Source organism: Phyllobacterium sp. 22229 (assembly GCF_052056495.1).
GTDB classification, from domain to species: domain Bacteria; phylum Pseudomonadota; class Alphaproteobacteria; order Rhizobiales; family Rhizobiaceae; genus Phyllobacterium; species Phyllobacterium myrsinacearum.
Map to the genome: position 1 here is coordinate 87114 of NZ_JBQEPA010000006.1, position 17771 is coordinate 104884.

Below are 17771 nucleotides of genomic sequence, written 5' to 3' on the forward strand. Positions count from 1 at the left end.
CATGCGTGTTGCCATCATAGATTACGGGTCAGGCAATCTGCGCTCCGCCACGAAAGCGTTTGAACGGGCGGCGCGGGAAAGCGGCATTGCCGCCACCATCGATTTGACCGCCGACGCCGAACGGGTGCGTACAGCCGATCGCATTGTTTTGCCGGGGGTCGGCGCCTATGCGGATTGCCGCCGCGGGCTGCATGCGGTGCCGGGCATGCCTGAAGCAATCCATGAGGTCGCGGTGGAAAAAGCGCGCCCGTTTCTCGGAATCTGCGTCGGCATGCAGCTCATGTCGTCGCGCGGGCTGGAAAAGACCATCTCCGCCGGTTTTGACTGGATCAAGGGCGATGTTCGCGAAATGGTTCCGTCCGATCCCACGCTGAAAATTCCGCAGATCGGCTGGAACACCCTTCGCCTCACCCGGCCGCACCCGCTGTTCGACGGCATCAGGACCGGCCCGGATGGGCTGCATGCCTATTTCGTGCATTCCTATTTTCTCGATGCTGAAACCGAGAATGATGTGCTGGCAGTGACCGATTACGGCGGGCCGGTAACGGCCGCCGTTGCCAATGACAATATGGCGGGCACGCAGTTTCATCCGGAAAAGAGCCAGGCTCTGGGGCTTGCTCTCATCGCCAATTTTCTGAGGTGGCAGCCATGATTTTGTTTCCCGCGATTGATCTGAAAGATGGCCAGTGCGTGCGGCTGAAGCTCGGTGATATGGAGCAGGCGACAGTTTACAACGAAGATCCGGCCGCGCAGGCGAAATCTTTTGAAGATCAGGGATTTGAATGGCTGCACGTGGTCGATCTGAACGGCGCTTTCGCCGGTCAGTCCGTCAATGGCGCAGCGGTTGAATCTATTCTCAGAGCAACGAAAAATCCCGTTCAGCTTGGCGGCGGCATCCGGACCCTGGACCACATCGAAAACTGGCTGGCCAAGGGTCTTTCCCGCGTCATTCTCGGCACGGTCGCCGTGCGCGACCCGGCGCTTGTTGTCGAGGCATGCAGGACCTTTCCCGGCAAGGTCGCCGTTGGCATCGATGCCAAAGGCGGCAAGGTGGCTGTTGAAGGGTGGGCCGAAGCCTCGACCCTGGGCGTTGTTGAACTCGCCCGGAAATTCGAAGGGGCAGGGGTCGCGGCGATCATCTACACCGATATCGACCGCGATGGTGTTCTGGCCGGAATTAACTGGGAATCGACATTACAACTGGCCGAAGCGGTGTCGATACCAGTGATTGCGTCAGGCGGTCTTGCCTCCATCGCCGATATCCTCCGCATGACCATGCCGGATGCCCGCAAGCTGGAGGGAGCCATTTCCGGCCGGGCGCTTTATGACGGGCGCATCGATCCGCGTGAGGCCTTGGCGGTGTTGCGGGAAGCCAGGGAGCGCGCCGCATGACACTTAAAGCCCGTGTTATCCCCTGTCTCGACGTGAAGGACGGACGTGTCGTCAAGGGCGTGAACTTTGTCGATCTCATTGATGCCGGCGATCCCGTCGAAGCGGCCAAGGCCTATGACGCGGCCGGTGCCGATGAGCTTTGTTTCCTCGACATCACGGCCTCGTCCGACAATCGCGAAACCATCTTTGACGTTGTCGCGCGCACGGCCGAACAGTGCTTCATGCCGCTGACCGTTGGCGGCGGCGTGCGCACGGTTGCCGACATCCGCAAGCTGCTGCTGGCCGGGGCGGACAAGGTCTCGATCAATACCGCAGCGGTGAAGAACCCCGAATTCATCGCCAAGGCTGCCGACAAGTTCGGCAACCAGTGCATCGTCGTGGCAATCGATGCCAAGAAAGTATCGAAGCCGGGTGAAGCCGATCGCTGGGAGATTTTCACCCATGGCGGCCGGCAGGCAACCGGCATCGACGCGATTGAGTTTGCCCGCAAGGTGGTTGATCTCGGTGCCGGCGAAATCCTTCTGACATCCATGGATCGCGATGGTTCCAAGATCGGCTATGATATTCCGGTCACCCGGGCCGTCGCCGATGCGGTGCGTGTGCCCGTGATCGCGTCGGGAGGTGTCGGCAATCTCGACCACATGGTCGAAGGCATTCTCGAAGGCCATGCCACCGCCGTGCTCGCCGCATCCATCTTTCATTTTGGCACCTACACGATTGGCGAGGCAAAAGCCCATATGGCCGCAGCCGGCATCCCGATGCGCCTCGACCCCATTCGCCCATTCACCGGAGTTGCGTGATGACAAGCTTCACCCTTGCGGATCTGGAACGGATCGTTGCGCAACGCGCGGCGTCATCGGATACCAAGTCCTATACCGCCAGCCTCTATGCCAAGGGCATTGGAAAAGCGAGCCAGAAGCTTGGCGAAGAGGCGGTTGAAACCGTTATCGCCGCCGTCTCCGGCGACGCGCAAGGCGTTGTTTCGGAAAGCGCCGATTTGCTCTATCATCTTCTTGTAGTTCTTGGACTTTCGGGCGTCAGGCTCGATGACGTCCTGGCGGAGCTTGAACGGCGCACGGCACAGACCGGACTTGAAGAAAAAGCCGCCCGTGGACATGGTTGAGCACATCCATGTTTAAATCACAGGCGTTTGAACGGCAAAGGGATGGGGACGTCATGGATCAGTTGGCACCCAGCGAATTTTCACCCTACCGGTTTTTTAGCGCGGAGCGCTGGGCGGAGTTTCGTGCCGACACGCCGATGACGCTGACCTATGACGAGGTCAAGCGCCTGCGCTCGCTCGGCGACCCCATCGATCTTGATGAGGTAAACCGGATTTACCTCTCGTTGTCGCGGCTTTTGTCGGCCCATGTGGAGGCAAGCCAGCTGCTGTTCTATCAGCGACGGCAGTTCCTCAACACGGGTGACGCCTTCAAGACGCCGTTCATCATCGGCATTGCCGGCTCGGTGGCCGTGGGAAAATCAACGACGGCCCGCATTCTGAAGGAACTTCTGGCACGCTGGCCCTCAAGCCCCAAGGTGGATCTGGTGACAACGGACGGGTTTCTCTACCCGAACGAGGTTTTGCGCTCAAAGGGCCTGATGGAGCGCAAGGGTTTTCCCGAGAGCTATGATGTCGGCATGCTTTTGCGCTTCCTCTCACAGATCAAGGCCGGTCAGCGCAATGTCAATGCGCCGCTCTATTCGCATCTGACCTATGATGTGCTGCAGGGCAAGTATCAGACCGTTGACGCACCCGACATCCTGATTTTCGAAGGTATCAACGTGCTGCAGGTCCGCGACCTGCCGGAAGACGGCAAAATGGTGCCATTCGTTTCGGACTTCTTCGACTTCTCGATCTATATTGATGCGGACGAAAACCAGATCCACAAGTGGTACATCAACCGTTTCATGCGGTTGCGTGAAACCGCGTTCAAGGATCCCAGCTCCTTCTTCCATCGCTATTCCACGATTTCGGATGATTCGGCCCTGGCGATTGCCGAAAATCTCTGGACCAGCATCAATTTGAAGAACCTGAAGGAAAACATCCTGCCGACCCGCCCGCGCGCCGACCTGATCTTGCGCAAGGGGGGCAATCATCTCATCGAGGAAGTGGCCCTCAGGAAGCTGTGACTCGCCTCAATGTCAGGTTAATCCGGCCCGGAGCTTTCAGCAGCGTCGACGTGCCGGGATAGATCCGGTCAACGCCGTGGAAGGCCAGCCGGCCTTCGTCTCCCAGGACGATGACATCGCCGCTTTTCAAGCGGATGGATTGGGTCTTGTCGCTGCGCTGCACGCCACCGAAGCGGAAGAGGCAACTGTCCCCGAGGGATATGGAGACAACGGGGGCGGAAAAATTCTGCTCGTCGCGATCCTGATGCAACCCCATCTTTGCCGCTTCGGCGTAAAAATTGACGAGGCAGGCTTCCGGGGCCAGCGGATAGTTTCCGACGTTTTCCCAGAGGGTTAGAAGGCGCGACGGAATGGCGGGCCAAGGCTTTTGCGTAACGGGATGAACGGCCTGGTAGCGGTAACCCCGCTCCTTGTCCGTCACCCAGCCGAGCGCACCGCAATTGGTCATCCGCACGCTCATTTCCTTGCCGGTTTTGGGCATGGCGGGAATATAAAGCGGGGCCTCGGCAACGATGGATCTGATTTCGTCCACAAGGGCCACCTGTTCGGCCAGGCTGAGATAGTCCGGGAAATAGCGAATGCCGGGCGCAAGCTGGAGCATGACATAACCTGACGGGAGGGAAGCAAAGACCCGGACTTACGGACGAGCCGGGTCTTTGCCTGACATTGGCGCGATCAGTCGATGGACGGAATACGCAGAACCTGGCCGGGATAAATCTTGTCCGGGCTGGTCAGCATGGGTTTGTTGGCTTCGAAGATCGCGGTGTTCTTCACGCCCTTGCCCTTGCCATAGACCGCTTCCGCGATCTTCCACAAATTGTCGCCGCTCTTGACGGTGTAGAAGACGGGATCCTTGGCCACAGAACCGGTGGTTGTGTTGTCAACAGTCAACGCACCCGTGTCGACTTTGGAAACCCCCAGCGAATTGCCAACGGCAATGATGGCCTTCTCCAGAATTTCCTGGTTGGTAACGCTGCCCTTGAGGATAGCCTTGTCACCTTCGACGACGACGTCAACTTTGTCCGTTCCGAGATTGTGCGAATCGAGCTCTTTCTTCAGATCGCCCGCCTGCGGCTCGTCATTGCCGATGCCGACTTTCTTGCCGACTGATTTAACAAAATCGAATAGTCCCATGTCTGGCTCTCCTTGTTGATTGTTCAAACCGACGAATAGCGTTGTTACATTCCCCATCGCGCTTGAAAAGCAAAGAATAACGACCGCCGCTCACGTTCTGTTCCCTCCACTAATCTCCTTTGACCCGTCCACGCATCTTTTTGACGTCGGATCGACCGGCTTTTACTTTCAGGCGGCGCTCGATGGATCCCTTTGTCGGCCTGGTTTTCTTGCGTGGCGGTGGCGGCGGTTCGGCCGCTTTGGCGATCAAGGCAACCATGCGTTCGCGCGCGTCTTCCCGGTTGCGCTCCTGCGTGCGAAAGCGGCTTGCCTCGATAAGCACGTCGCCGTCCTTGGTGCCCCTCTGCCCGGCCAGTTTCAGCAGCCGTGCCAATACATCGTCCGGCAATCCCGCCCGTGCCGCAAAAAAACGCAGTTGCACGGCGGTTGAGACCTTGTTGACATTCTGGCCGCCGGGACCCGCCGAACGGATAAAACTCTCCTCCAGATCATCTTCATCAATGAAGATCCGGTTGGTGATTTTGATTTGGCTGCGGTTCTCGTCCATGGGGGATTGGTACCCTAATCTTTTCCGGGCGGAAAGGTTCTTACCGGCCTGAAAAAGCAAAAGGCCCCGCCGGCGATCGGCAGGGCCTCTATTTGCCAAGGGCAGTGGATTATTCGGCAGCAACCGGCGTATGCGGCGCCGCAGCGCGGATATCGCTATCGACGTGGCTTTCGAACTTGCCGAAATTGACGACGAACATATCAACCAGTTTCTTGGCCTGCAGGTCATAGGCCTGCTTGTCAGCCCAGGTCGAGCGCGGATCAAGGATGGCTTCGTCCACGCCGGGAACAGCCACCGGCACGGCAAAACCAAAGTTCGGATCGGTGCGGAACTCGGCGCCTTTGAGCGAACCGTCGAGCGCTGCGGTCAGAAGGGCGCGGGTTGCCTTGATGGGCATGCGCTTGCCTGTTCCATAGGCGCCGCCGGTCCATCCGGTGTTCACCAGCCAGCAGTCAACGCCATGTTCGGCGATAAGCTGACGCAGCAGGTTGCCGTATTCAGAGGGGTGGCGGGGCATGAAGGGCGCACCGAAGCAGGTCGAGAAGGTGGCTTCCGGTTCCGTTACACCGCGCTCCGTACCGGCGACCTTTGCGGTGTAGCCGGACAGGAAGTGGTACATGGCCTGCGCCGGTGTCAGCTTGGCAATGGGCGGCATGACGCCGAAAGCATCCGCCGTCAGCATGATGATATTCTTCGGATGGCTTGCCTTGCCGGTCTTGGATGCATTCGGGATGAAATCCAGCGGATAGGCGCAGCGAGTGTTTTCAGTCAGGGAGCCATCGTTGAAATCCGGAACCCGGTTTTCATCAAGCACGACATTTTCGAGCACGGTGCCAAAACGCTGCGTCGTTGCGTAGATTTCCGGTTCGGCTTCAGCCGAGAGACGGATTGTCTTGGCGTAGCAGCCGCCCTCGAAGTTGAAAACGCCGTGCTCGCCCCAGCCGTGCTCGTCATCGCCGATCAATGTCCGCGACGGATCAGCCGAAAGCGTTGTTTTGCCGGTGCCGGAAAGGCCGAAAAAGACCGCTGTATCGCCATCCGGGCCTTCATTGGCCGAGCAGTGCATAGGCATGACACCTTTTGCAGGCAGGAGATAGTTGAGCGCCGTGAAAACCGACTTCTTCATTTCACCGGCATAGGCTGAACCACCAATGAGAACGATCATCCGCGTCAGGTCGACAGCAATGACCGTCTCCGTGCGTGTTCCATGCCGCTTGGGGTCGGCGCGGAATGACGGCAGATCGATAATCGTCATCTTGGGCACGAAACTTGCCAGTGCCTCGCGATCCGGCCGGATCAGAAGATTGCGGATGAACAGCGAATGCCAGGCGAATTCGGTGATAACGCGGGTGTTCAGGCTGTAATCGGCGTCTGCACCGCCGATGAGGTCCTGGACGAAAACGTCCTTGCCTTTGGCATGCTCGGCAAAATCGGCATAAAGCAGTGCGAATGCTTCCGGAGTCATCGGGGCATTGTTGTCCCACCAGACATGATTTTCCGTTGAAGCATCACGCACGACAAATTTGTCCTTGGGCGAGCGGCCGGTGTGCTGGCCTGTTCTTGCAACCAGCGCACCCTGCGCTGTCAGCTGTGCTTCGCCGCGCCGCAATGTCTCCTCATAGAGCTCAGCGGCCCCGAAATTATAATAGACCGCCGAAAGCTCCTTCAAGCCTGAGGTGCCGAGCGCGATCGCCGCGTTATGGATACCGGTCTCTCTAGTCATGTGTCCGCCGTTGTTTAAGAAGGTTCAGGGGTCGAATTCAGGTGTGCCGCCTCATGCATCTTCCAGTATGAATGCGGTTACATCTGGTCAAAAGCAGAAAAAATGAGCAGTATCAAATGTTTAATCGATTTAAAGAATTTAAAATTTTTTTAAATCGTTTTAAACGCATAAAATCTACAGGACGCGCTGCAGCGGATTTCGGCTTGGCGCCGTTCGTGCGGTCTACACCTCAAAGCGGCTCGCTGTGTCACGGTCACGATCGTATCGTTTTGTGAGTGGAAACGCCGGCAACCAGGACTCGCGACGGATGGTCCAGAGTTCGTAGGTAGGTCTCAATTGGTCGGGCGCATCCAGGGAGCCGAGGTTCACTTCGATTTCGTCCGCGGTGCAGGAAAAAACCGATGAGCCGCAGCGGGGACAGAAAAACCGCCCGGCATAGTCGCGTGTTTCGCCCTCGATCACCACCGCATCCCGGGGAAATATCGCCGATGCGTGAAAAAGCGCGCCATGATGTTTGCGGCAGTCGAGACAGTGGCAAAGGCCAACCCGGTATGGCCGTCCCGACGCCACAAGCCGAACGTTGCCGCACAGGCAACCGCCAGTAAACCGGTCCATGTTGCACCTCCTCCGATGCCAAGTGGACGCAATGTTTACGACGAATGGCACTGTCGTGGCAATTGCTGCCGCCGGCGGGAAGACGATGCGAAAGCTCGGATCCATTGTCGCTGCCCCCGTCGTTCGCATCTTTCCTGGCTGAACTCCGGGCGGCACGGGCGTTTGTCCGATCAGGGATTATGCGCGGCGTGGCGGGAGTGTGGTCGCCAGGCTAAGCGATATTTTGACCAGAACGTCATGCAGCGCATTCTTGTCCTTGTCCTCCAACTCATTCCAGGCAGCCTCCACGCGGCGCGCGGCATCACGCGACAGATTGGCGATCAACGCCTTTGCTTTCCTGGTTTGTTTAATAAACAGGTATCTTTGATCGTCGCGCACATTGGCCCGCAGGATATAATCATGCTTCTCCAGATGTTTGAGGTAATAGGAGAGATTGGAGCCGTGCACGCCGGAATTGGCCGCCAGATTTTTGACAGTCGATCCTGCTGCGGTAATCGCCACAAGGATCTGAAAATGCGCGGGCGCAAGATTGAATATCCCGCACCGCGTCAATTCATGCTGCAGGAAATTTTCATAGCGCCGCTGGGCCCGGTCGGTTTCCTTGGCGAATTCAAGGAGGTTTGAATGCGCGTGATGGCTATCAAGATGATGTGGCATGTTACAACCTTTTGTCAGGGAAACAGACAAAACCAGCTTTCTGTACCAGGTAACATCTGGCAAGCGGGCCTATCGGAGAATGAACTATCCATCCTTGAGTTGTTCGAAGCAGACCACGCGCTCGATATCATGGCAAGCTGAACGGGAAATTATTCGAACCTGAGGCGAAACTGAGATAGGTTCGAGCAAGGATTGTTGAGCGTAGCCTGTCGCCTATGCGGTGAAACCGCATCAGTGACGAGCCTGGAACAGCGCCGGGGATTGCCGATGGAACCATCCTTTTCAGCATGCGGGAAACGTCTTGAATCACCGCAGATGACGCGAGCAATCGCCGGTAGCCGTCATGCGAAAATGACAATGGGTGACATGAGTTTTGATCTGTGCCACATTTTGTACCTAATTTGTCCGGCACAAGCACGGTCGGATTTAACCTTTTAGACAAGGAAAAGCAGGGCATGAGGGAAGTACCCGCAATGCAGACCATTGCGCTCGTTGATGACGACCGCAACATTCTGACGTCCGTATCGATTGCGCTTGAATCGGAAGGTTACCGCGTCGAGACCTACACCGATGGCGCGTCTGCACTCGATGGTTTGATGGCCCGTCCGCCCAATCTGGCTATTTTCGATATCAAGATGCCGCGGATGGATGGTATGGAGCTCCTGCGCCGGCTGCGCCAGAAATCCGATCTGCCCGTTATCTTCCTGACCTCCAAGGATGACGAGATTGATGAGCTCTTCGGCCTGAAGATGGGTGCCGATGACTTCATCACGAAGCCGTTCTCGCAGCGGCTTCTGGTTGAGCGCGTCAAGGCGGTGCTGCGCAGGGTCGCGGCGCGCGAAGGCGCGGCAAAACCGGGCAGTCCCCAGGCCAAGTCGCTGGAGCGCGGTCAGCTTGTCATGGACCAGGAACGGCATACCTGCACCTGGATGGGTGAGCCCGTGACCCTGACTGTCACGGAATTCCTCATCCTGCATTCCCTGGCGCAGCGTCCGGGCGTCGTCAAGAGCCGCGATGCGCTGATGGATGCGGCCTATGATGAACAGGTCTATGTTGATGACCGGACCATAGACAGCCACATCAAGCGCCTGCGCAAGAAGTTCAAGGTCGTCGACGATGACTTCGATATGATCGAAACACTCTATGGTGTCGGGTATCGCTTCCGCGAAACTTGATTCTGATTGTTCCCGTTGTTTGCGTATAAATGGGCCGGAGATCACGCATAGGAATGTCAACCATGCGTGATCCGCAGTAGAATAAGATTGTCTCGGCGTGTTTTGAGTGCGATGAGACAGCCCAATTTGCGATACTCTGAGGCAGAAATGGTAGCCGGACTCCAAGGCAGCAATGTTACGCGCAAGAGCGCCGTCATGCGCCGGAAGCGTTCGCTCGCCTTGAGGCGGTTGCTGCAACCGCTCAACCGGCTTTTCGGCAATTACCTGTTTTCCAGCCTGACCCGCCGTATTCTCTTTCTCAACCTTGCCGGTCTTGCCGTGCTTTTGTCCGGCATCATGTATCTCAACCAGTTCCGCGACGGGTTGATCGATGCGCGTGTGGAAAGCCTGATGACGCAGGGCGAGATCATCGCGGCCGCCATTGCGTCGGAAGCGACGGTTGATACGAATTCCATCACCGTCGACCCTGAAAAATTGCTGGAACTGCAGGCTGGACAAAGCATAACGCCATCGCCCGATGTGCTGGATAATCTGGATTTTCCCATTAATCCCGAGCGCGTGGCCCCTGTCCTGCGGCAGCTGATCCAGCCGACGCGCACCCGCGCACGCATTTATGACCGCGATTCGAATCTCCTGCTGGATTCGCGCCACCTCTACTCGCGCGGGCAGGTGCTGCGCTACGAGCTGCCGCCGATCGATGGCGATGAACCAAGCTTTTTCGAGCGGCTGACCAACCGGATGACCCGGCTGCTGCGCCGTAGCGATCTGCCGATCTATCAGGAACAGCCCGGCGGCAACGGCGCTTCCTTTCCTGAAATAGTCAAAGCCCTGACGGGACAGCCCGCCACCTTCGTGCGCATGACCGAGAAGGGCGAGCAGATTGTTTCGGTTGCGGTTCCGATCCAGCGTTTCCGCGCTGTTCTCGGGGTACTTCTGCTGTCTACGGAGGGCGGCGATATCGACAAGATCGTGCAGGGCGAACGTTACGCCATTATCCGGGTGTTTACGGTTGCAGCGCTGGTCATGGCCATTCTGTCACTGTTTCTGGCATCGACCATCGCCAATCCGCTGCGCCGTCTTGCTGCGGCCGCGGACCGTGTGCGCCACGGCGTGAAGAACCGTGAGGAAATTCCGGATTTTTCTGAACGCCAGGACGAAATCGGCCATCTGTCCACCTCCATCCGCGACATGACCAATGCGCTCTATGCCCGCATCGAATCGATCGAGAGCTTTGCCGCCGATGTCAGCCACGAACTGAAAAACCCGCTGACATCGCTGCGAAGCGCAGTGGAGACTCTGCCGCTGGCCAAGAATGATGATTCGCGCAAGCGTCTGATGGATGTGATTCAGCACGATGTGCGCCGGCTGGACCGTCTGATCACGGATATTTCCGATGCGTCGCGCCTTGATGCCGAGCTGGCGCGCGAAGATTCCGAACATGTCGATCTCAAGTTCCTGCTGGGTAATCTTGTGACCGCTGCCCGCGAAGTGCGGCGCAACAAGAAGGATACGCAGATCGAATTTGTCGTCGGCAAGCTGCCGGCCAACAAGAAGGGCTTCTTTGTGGTCGGCCATGACCTGCGTCTCGGTCAGGTCGTTTCCAATCTGATTGAGAACGCACGTTCGTTCGTGCCGGAAGAGCGCGGCATTATCACCGTGTCGCTGCAGCACATGGGCGACCGGGTGCGCATTCTGGTTGAAGACAATGGTCCGGGCATTCGCGTTGAACAGATCGACCGCATTTTCGAGCGCTTCTACACGGATCGCCCGTCAGGCGAAGCTTTCGGCCAGAACTCCGGCCTTGGCCTTTCCATCAGCCGCCAGATCATCGAGGCGCATGGCGGCACCTTGAATGCGGAAAACATTATCGATCCCAATGATCCCGACAACTATCTCGGTGCCCGCTTCACCGCGATTCTCCCGGCCGAGATCTGATGCGGGACGAAGAAGGCGAATTGATCCATGGCAGTGCCGCGCTCGTGGGTGAGTACGGTGTCCTCGTGCGTGGCGCCTCCGGTTCGGGAAAATCCTCTGTCGTGTGGGCGCTGATGGATCGCGCGTCTTATGGAGGCGTATTTGCCGCCTTGGTCAGCGATGACCAATGCGCGGTTCGGGAGATGTCGGGGCGTCTGCTCTGCACGGCTCCCGGCACTTTGCAGGGCGGACTGGAGGTGCGCGGTTCCGGATTGCATCGGGTGGATTTCGAAAAAAGCGCCATTCTCCATCTCCTGGTTGATCTGGTCGAACCGAACCAATCGGTTCGGTTTGGTGAAGATGCAGTAACGCATCTGCAGGGCGTCGCAATCGGGCATCTAATTCTGCCAAAATGGGAGATAGAGGGTGCCTGCCGCGCCATCGAAGCTCGGCTATTTCTACCGGTATGGAAAAAATAATTGTTGTAGTTCAACAAGTTGCTTCGACGGCCTGCGATAAAATGACTGACAGTCACGCACAAGTCATTTTTCCGCTTGCCTTCGCGATTCGTCCTGCCAAAATGCGACACCTGCCAAGTGGGGCATTCAATGCGCAGAAAAAAGCCTAAACCCAATGGGCTGGCGCAACAGGAGCAGTTTCAGAATGATCGGACTCGTGCTTGTGACGCACGGAAGACTGGCCGAGGAATTTCATCATGCCGTTGAGCATGTGGTCGGTCAGCAGGAATATTTGGAAACCGTCTCAATCGGTGCCGATGATGATATGGAGCAACGCAGGCGCGACATTGTCGATGCGGTGGCGCGTGCCGATAGCGGCAATGGCGTCATCATTTTGACAGATATGTTTGGCGGTACTCCTTCCAATCTGGCCATTTCAGTGATGGAATCCGGACGGATCGAGGTTATCGCCGGCGTCAATCTGCCCATGCTGATCAAGCTGTCGAGTGTGCGCGTCACCAATGACATGGCGGCGTCGCTGCGCGAAGGGCAGGATGCCGGACGCAAATACATCAATGTGGCCAGTCAGGTGCTGACAGCCAAATAGAGGTTGAACACGCATGCGCCTGACAGGAGAAACGACCGGCACGTTTGATCCGGACAATGCGCTGGTTGCATCTTTCGAGATCATCAACCGGCGCGGGCTGCATGCGCGTGCCTCGGCCAAATTCGTTCAGCTCGTCGATGGGTACGATGCGCATGTGCGCGTCGAGAAGGACGGCATGACCGTGGGTGGAACCTCCATCATGGGATTGATGATGCTTGCCGCTTCGCCCGGCTGCTGCATCAAGGTCAGCGCATCGGGCCGCCAGGCCAGCGATGTGATGATGGCTCTCGGGGCACTCATTGCCGATAAGTTCGGCGAAGAAGCCTGATGTGACGCTCGTCAGTCCGATTGCTGTCTTTGACGCGGGGATCGGCAGTTACGCCATTGTCGATCTGCTCCGGCAGCGGCTTCCCAGGCAGGATATCCTCTACTTCGCCGATCGCGCCAGCTTTCCCTACGGAAAAAAGCCGCGCAGCGAATTGCTGGCCGTCATGGACCGGACGATCCGGTTTCTGATGGCGCATCACCCCTCGGCCATCGTCGTCGCGTCGAACGTGCCGTCGATCACCGTGATGGATGACCTGAAATCCATGGTGAATGTGCCCCTCTTTGGGGTTGTGCCGCCGCTGGCGGAAGCCCTGGCAACGACGCAAACCGGCAAGGTCGGCATCATGGGCGTACAGTCGATGACGGGGAGCCCGCAGCTGCGGCAGTTCGTCGGCAGCCACACCAGCGATCCGGATGCCGTGGCTCTGATCAATGCTTCGCCCATGGTCGACCTTGTCGAGAGTGGCGACTTTCTGTTCAATCCCGCCGCGACCCGGCAAAAGGTCGATGATTTTCTCAGTACGGTTTTTCGCAGCCACCCGGATATCGACGTGCTCACCCTGTCGAGTACGCACTTACCGTGGCTCCGCTCTTATTTTGAGAGCAGCCGTCCGTCCTGCCGGTTTCTGGATCCGGCCGAGGCGATCGTGCAGACCATCGGTGCGGGGACGCAAGGCAGCGGCACCACCGTCGCCATTGCCACCGAAAACACCGACTATACGCTGGATGCTTTCCGGGCGATGCTGGCAAAACTGCGGATCGTCCTGCCCGTCAGCCTTGTCTCTCTGCCATTTCAATAAAACAATCATCCCCCGGATATGCACGCATAAGGATTTCTTTATATCCCATTGTGCGTTCCCGCCTTATCTGATAGTCAACAGCAACCTCCGGTCGCCTCGGAATGGCGGCTGGACCGAAAAACAAAGACGGAGCTGACAACAGATGGCCGATAAGCAGGATTTTATAGTCAAGGACCTTGAGCTGGCCGCATGGGGCCGCAAGGAAATTGAAATCGCCGAAACGGAAATGCCGGGCCTGATGGCCAGCCGTGAAGAGTTTGGCGCGTCCAAGCCGCTCAAGGGCGCACGCATCACCGGTTCGCTTCACATGACGATCCAGACCGCGGTCCTGATCGAAACGCTGCAGGCCTTGGGTGCGACCGTGCGCTGGGCATCGTGCAATATCTTCTCGACGCAGGATCACGCGGCGGCAGCGATCGCAGCCACCGGAACCCCGGTTTTCGCCGTCAAGGGCGAAACGCTGGAAGAATACTGGACCTACACCGACAAGATTTTCCAGTGGCCGGATGGCCAGCCGTCCAACATGATCCTCGATGATGGCGGCGATGCCACGATGTACATCCTGATCGGTGCGCGTGCTGAAGCTGGTGAAGACGTTCTGTCCAATCCGGGCAGCGAAGAAGAAGAAATTCTCTTTGCCCAGATCAAGAAGCGCATGAAGGAAACGCCTGGCTTCTTCACCAAACAGCGCGATGCGATCAAGGGTGTTACGGAAGAAACGACAACCGGCGTGAACCGTCTTTATCAGTTGCAGAAGAAGGGCCTCCTGCCTTTCCCGGCAATCAACGTCAACGACAGCGTCACCAAGTCGAAGTTCGACAACAAGTACGGCTGCAAGGAATCGCTGGTGGATGGTATCCGCCGCGCCACCGACGTCATGATGGCCGGCAAAGTTGCCGTGGTTTGCGGCTATGGTGACGTGGGCAAGGGTTCCGCCCAATCGCTCCTCGGTGCCGGTGCACGCGTCAAGGTCACGGAAGTTGATCCGATCTGCGCATTGCAGGCCGCCATGGACGGTTTCGAAGTGGTGACGCTTGAAGATGCCGCACCGACCGCTGACATCATCATCACCACGACCGGCAACAAGGATGTCATCAAGCTCGATGACATGCGCAAGATGAAGGACATGGTGATCGTCGGCAATATCGGTCACTTCGACAACGAGATCCAGGTCTCGGCACTGCGCAATCTCAAGTGGAACAACATCAAGCCGCAGGTCGACATGATTTCGTTCCCGGATGGCAAGCGCATGCTGCTTCTCTCCGAGGGCCGCCTGCTCAATCTGGGCAACGCAACGGGACATCCGAGCTTCGTCATGTCCGCTTCCTTCACCAACCAGGTTCTGGCTCAGATCGAGCTCTACAGCCGCGGTGAGCAGTACAAGAATGAGGTCTACGTTCTGCCGAAACACCTCGATGAAAAGGTCGCACGCCTGCATCTCGACAAGCTTGGTGCGAAATTGACGACCCTTTCGGACGAACAGGCTGCCTATATCGGTGTCACGCCGAATGGTCCTTTCAAGTCGGACCACTACAGATATTAATCTGTTAACCAATACACACAACATATGGGAGCCGAAGGATTGACAAATTCTTCGGCTTTCTTTTTTGCGCGGAGTTCTTCCCGTCGATTCGCCAAGGGTTTATTGTAGTGATTCGGGATAGCTTTCTTCCAGATGGGCCAAATGGTTGGATCAATCAGATGGGTTGGAACATGAGATATCTGTCAGGATGGGGCGACGACGGTTGATATGAAGATTGCTGATGGGGATGTTCGCGGGAAAGAGGCAACACGCGGAAAGCGGGTGCTGAAGAAACTGCGGACTGTGCTGGCGGGAGCCGGCTCGACTGTTTCTATCCTTGGCGCCATGTCTGCTGCTGCCCATGCCGACGATCTCCTTGGCAAGATCAACACGCCATTCGGGGTTGCATTCGGCACGTTCGAAGTCATCCAGTTTGCCATGTTCCTCGGCGCAATGGGCGCGGCCCTGTTGTCGGCCGGCTGGCTGATCCGCGAGCGCAGCCGCATCGCTGGCGAGAATCGCCAGCTGCGCGACAAGGTCGCCGATCTCAATGTCGCGGTTCAGCGCGGCGAAGCGCTGCTCAATCTGAAGGATCAACGGGTGGTTGTGTGGGAAGGCAATTCCGCGACGCCCAATCTTGTCGGCAGTCTGCCGCAGGAAATCGGAGTTCCCGAAGACCGGTCGCTGTTCCTGGCTTTTGGCCGCTGGCTGCGTATTGATTCGGCAACCCTCTTGGATCGCTCCGTCGAAGCCCTGCGCGGCAAGGCTCGCCCCTTCGATATCGTTGTCGAGACATCGAAGGGAACGCCATTGGAGATCCAGGGCCGCACCTCCGGCAGCTATGCCATTGTCCGCTTTATCAGTCTCGGCGAGACGCGCGCCGCCCAGGCGCTGCTCAAGACGGAAAACTATCAGCTCAACGAAGCCCTGACCACCTTGCGCGGCCTGCTGGAGCAGTTGGAAATGCCGGCATGGAGCCGCGACAGGAGCGGCAAGCTCAATTGGGTCAACATGGCCTATGCCAAGGCGGTTGATGTCAGTGACGTGCATGTTGCCGTGGCCGAGGCACGCGAACTGTTCGGGGTGCAGGCACGCGAGCGCATCGAACGCGAGAAGGCGGCAAGCCGGTCTTTCCAAGACGAGCTGTCGACGGTGGTCGGCGGTGATCGTCATGTGTTCCGGGTCACGGATGTTGCGAGCAGCGCCGGTTCCGCCGGTCTGGCCAATGATGTCAGCGACATTGAACTGGTGCGCGAGGAATTCAAGCGCACCGTCCTCAATCACTCGGACACGCTCGACCAGCTGAATTCGGCGGTCGCCATGTTCGATGCGAACAGGAAGCTGCAATTCTTCAATCAGGCATTTGCCAAGCTGTGGGGGCTGGAAACCTCCCTGCTGGAGAGCCGGCCTGACAATGCGATGCTGCTCGACCGCTTCCGCAGCGACGGCACATTGCCGGAACAGCCGGATTGGCGCCGCTGGAAGGACTCCATGCTTTCGGCCTATCATTCGGTCGAATCGCAGGAGCATCTGTGGCATCTGACCGACGGCCGGACCTTGCGCGTCATCGTCAATCCGCAGCCCAAGGGCGGCGTCACCTGGGTTTTCGAGAACCTGACCGAAAAGCTGCAGCTGGAAAGCCGCTACAACACGCTGATCAAGGTACAGGGGCAGACACTGGACCATCTGGCCGAAGGTGTGGCGGTGTTCGGTTCCGACGGCAAGATTCGCCTGTCCAACCCCGCCTTTGCATCGCTTTGGTCGCTGAAGGCCGAGCAGATCGCCGAAGGCATGCATATCTCGGCGATCCGCCGCCTGTGCGAACCGGTTTCCGATGCGACGCAATGGGAAAGCTTTGTCACAACAGTCACGGGTTTTGATGACAAGCGGGAATCCCTGTCGGGGCATGTCGAGCTGACAACCGGGAAAATCCTCTATTTTGCCTCTGCCCCGCTGCCGAGTGGCCAGACCATGCTGACCTTCGTTGATGTAACGGATTCCGTGCGGGTCGAACGGGCGCTGAAGGAAAAGAACGAGGCGCTGGAGCGCACCGACGAACTGAAGAACGATTTCGTCCAGCATGTCTCCTACGAGCTGCGCTCGCCGCTGACCAACATCATGGGCTTTACCGAACTGCTGCAGACGCCGATGACCGGGCCGCTCAACGAGCGTCAGCGCGATTATCTCGACCATATCGGCACGTCGTCCTCGGTGCTGCTGACCATCGTCAACGATATTCTCGATCTTGCCACGGTCGATGCCGGTATCATGGAGCTGGATATCAGTGACGTCTCCGTCGCCGATGCCGTCGCCACCGCCTCTGAAAAAGTGGCCGAACGCCTCAGGGAGCATAACATCCTGCTCGATACCCGCATCGCATCCGGCGCGGGCTCCTTCCGTGCCGATGCCAGCCGGGTCAAGCAGGTGCTTGCCAATCTTCTCAGCAATGCTGCCAACTATGCGCCCGAAGGCAGCACGATCACGCTGACCTGCGGGCGGGAACACAATGAGATGGTTTTCAGCGTTCAGGATAATGGACCCGGCATGCCGGATTATGTGCTCGACAGTATTTTCAAGCGGTTTCAGCCCTATCCGAATGGCGGCCGCAAGCGCGGCGCCGGTCTTGGCCTATCCATCGTCAAGGGCTTTGTGGAGCTGCATGGTGGCAAGGTCGATATCAGCAGTGCCGCGGGCAGAGGCACGCTGGTGACCTGCCGGTTCCCGCTGGAAGCACGCTCCTTCAGCATTGCTGCTGAATAAGGCGCCC

The 17771-nt window shown here is 57.9% G+C and carries 19 protein-coding genes; 13 read left to right on the forward strand and 6 right to left on the reverse strand.

Features of this window, described 5'->3' with window-relative positions; genetic code table 11:
- The first annotated feature begins 1 nt into the window (after position 1).
- The 5 genes from hisH to coaA are packed head-to-tail and all read left to right on the forward strand — an operon-like array spanning position 2 to position 3525.
- Positions 2–652, forward strand: coding sequence for an imidazole glycerol phosphate synthase subunit HisH (gene hisH, locus ACTJJ7_RS09125; RefSeq protein ID WP_105734129.1), 651 nt, complete (start codon positions 2–4; stop codon positions 650–652).
- On the forward strand, positions 649–1392 hold the full coding sequence (gene hisA, locus ACTJJ7_RS09130) for a 1-(5-phosphoribosyl)-5-[(5-phosphoribosylamino)methylideneamino]imidazole-4-carboxamide isomerase (protein WP_440966673.1): 744 nt from the start codon (positions 649–651) through the stop codon (positions 1390–1392). The genes hisH and hisA overlap by 4 nt, the downstream gene beginning before the upstream one ends.
- Positions 1389–2192, forward strand: a complete 804-nt coding sequence (gene hisF, locus ACTJJ7_RS09135; protein WP_440966675.1) for an imidazole glycerol phosphate synthase subunit HisF — start codon at positions 1389–1391, stop codon at positions 2190–2192. The genes hisA and hisF overlap by 4 nt, the downstream gene beginning before the upstream one ends.
- The gene (locus ACTJJ7_RS09140) at positions 2192–2515 is read left to right on the forward strand and encodes a phosphoribosyl-ATP diphosphatase (protein WP_105734126.1); all 324 of its coding nucleotides are present in this window, start codon (positions 2192–2194) and stop codon (positions 2513–2515) included. Before hisF ends, ACTJJ7_RS09140 begins: the two co-directional genes overlap by 1 nt.
- A gap of 53 nt (positions 2516–2568) precedes the next feature.
- Positions 2569–3525: a type I pantothenate kinase gene (gene coaA, locus ACTJJ7_RS09145; RefSeq protein WP_105734125.1), complete on the forward strand. Its 957-nt coding sequence runs from the start codon at positions 2569–2571 to the stop codon at positions 3523–3525.
- Here the strand turns inward: coaA and ACTJJ7_RS09150 are convergent.
- From ACTJJ7_RS09150 to ACTJJ7_RS09175, 6 genes are all read right to left on the reverse strand, one after another.
- Positions 3512–4126 carry an alpha-ketoglutarate-dependent dioxygenase AlkB family protein gene (locus ACTJJ7_RS09150; RefSeq protein ID WP_440966677.1) on the reverse strand — a complete coding sequence of 205 codons (615 nt, stop codon included), beginning with the start codon at positions 4124–4126 and terminating at the stop codon, positions 3512–3514. The genes coaA and ACTJJ7_RS09150 overlap by 14 nt on opposite strands.
- Positions 4127–4200: 74 nt before the next feature.
- Entirely contained in the window at positions 4201–4659 is a 459-nt protein-coding gene (gene lysM / locus ACTJJ7_RS09155) for a peptidoglycan-binding protein LysM (RefSeq protein ID WP_105734123.1), read from the reverse strand.
- Between the two features lie 109 nt (positions 4660–4768).
- Positions 4769–5206 carry an alternative ribosome rescue aminoacyl-tRNA hydrolase ArfB gene (arfB, locus tag ACTJJ7_RS09160; RefSeq protein WP_105734122.1) on the reverse strand — a complete coding sequence of 146 codons (438 nt, stop codon included), beginning with the start codon at positions 5204–5206 and terminating at the stop codon, positions 4769–4771.
- A 109-nt stretch (positions 5207–5315) separates the two neighbouring features.
- Positions 5316–6929: a phosphoenolpyruvate carboxykinase gene (locus tag ACTJJ7_RS09165; protein ID WP_130271363.1), complete on the reverse strand. Its 1614-nt coding sequence runs from the start codon at positions 6927–6929 to the stop codon at positions 5316–5318.
- Positions 6930–7151: 222 nt separating this feature from the next.
- Positions 7152–7544: a GFA family protein gene (locus ACTJJ7_RS09170; protein WP_440966680.1), complete on the reverse strand. Its 393-nt coding sequence runs from the start codon at positions 7542–7544 to the stop codon at positions 7152–7154.
- A 177-nt stretch (positions 7545–7721) separates the two neighbouring features.
- Positions 7722–8201 carry a MarR family winged helix-turn-helix transcriptional regulator gene (locus ACTJJ7_RS09175; protein ID WP_440966682.1) on the reverse strand — a complete coding sequence of 160 codons (480 nt, stop codon included), beginning with the start codon at positions 8199–8201 and terminating at the stop codon, positions 7722–7724.
- Positions 8202–8656: 455 nt separating this feature from the next.
- Here ACTJJ7_RS09175 and ACTJJ7_RS09180 point away from each other — a divergent pair, with 455 nt between their 5' ends.
- The 8 genes from ACTJJ7_RS09180 (at position 8657) to ACTJJ7_RS09215 (ending at position 17764) form a co-directional block, all read left to right on the forward strand.
- Positions 8657–9376: a response regulator transcription factor gene (locus ACTJJ7_RS09180; protein ID WP_162700334.1), complete on the forward strand. Its 720-nt coding sequence runs from the start codon at positions 8657–8659 to the stop codon at positions 9374–9376.
- 147 nt (positions 9377–9523) lie between these two features.
- On the forward strand, positions 9524–11311 hold the full coding sequence (locus ACTJJ7_RS09185) for a sensor histidine kinase (RefSeq protein ID WP_105734119.1): 1788 nt from the start codon (positions 9524–9526) through the stop codon (positions 11309–11311).
- Complete coding sequence (locus ACTJJ7_RS09190) at positions 11311–11769, forward strand: HPr kinase/phosphorylase (protein ID WP_440966684.1); 459 nt, start codon at positions 11311–11313, stop codon at positions 11767–11769. The genes ACTJJ7_RS09185 and ACTJJ7_RS09190 overlap by 1 nt, the downstream gene beginning before the upstream one ends.
- A 184-nt stretch (positions 11770–11953) precedes the next feature.
- Positions 11954–12355, forward strand: a complete 402-nt coding sequence (locus tag ACTJJ7_RS09195; protein ID WP_091879322.1) for a PTS sugar transporter subunit IIA — start codon at positions 11954–11956, stop codon at positions 12353–12355.
- 13 nt (positions 12356–12368) lie between these two features.
- A complete protein-coding gene (locus tag ACTJJ7_RS09200) occupies positions 12369–12683 on the forward strand; it encodes an HPr family phosphocarrier protein (protein ID WP_105734117.1) in 315 nt (104 codons plus the stop codon).
- Between the two features lies 1 nt (position 12684).
- Positions 12685–13482, forward strand: coding sequence for a glutamate racemase (locus tag ACTJJ7_RS09205; RefSeq protein WP_440966686.1), 798 nt, complete (start codon positions 12685–12687; stop codon positions 13480–13482).
- 142 nt (positions 13483–13624) lie between these two features.
- Positions 13625–15025: an adenosylhomocysteinase gene (gene ahcY, locus ACTJJ7_RS09210; RefSeq protein WP_105734115.1), complete on the forward strand. Its 1401-nt coding sequence runs from the start codon at positions 13625–13627 to the stop codon at positions 15023–15025.
- A 207-nt stretch (positions 15026–15232) separates the two neighbouring features.
- Entirely contained in the window at positions 15233–17764 is a 2532-nt protein-coding gene (locus ACTJJ7_RS09215) for an ATP-binding protein (RefSeq protein WP_440966688.1), read from the forward strand.
- The last annotated feature ends 7 nt before the right edge of the window (positions 17765–17771 follow it).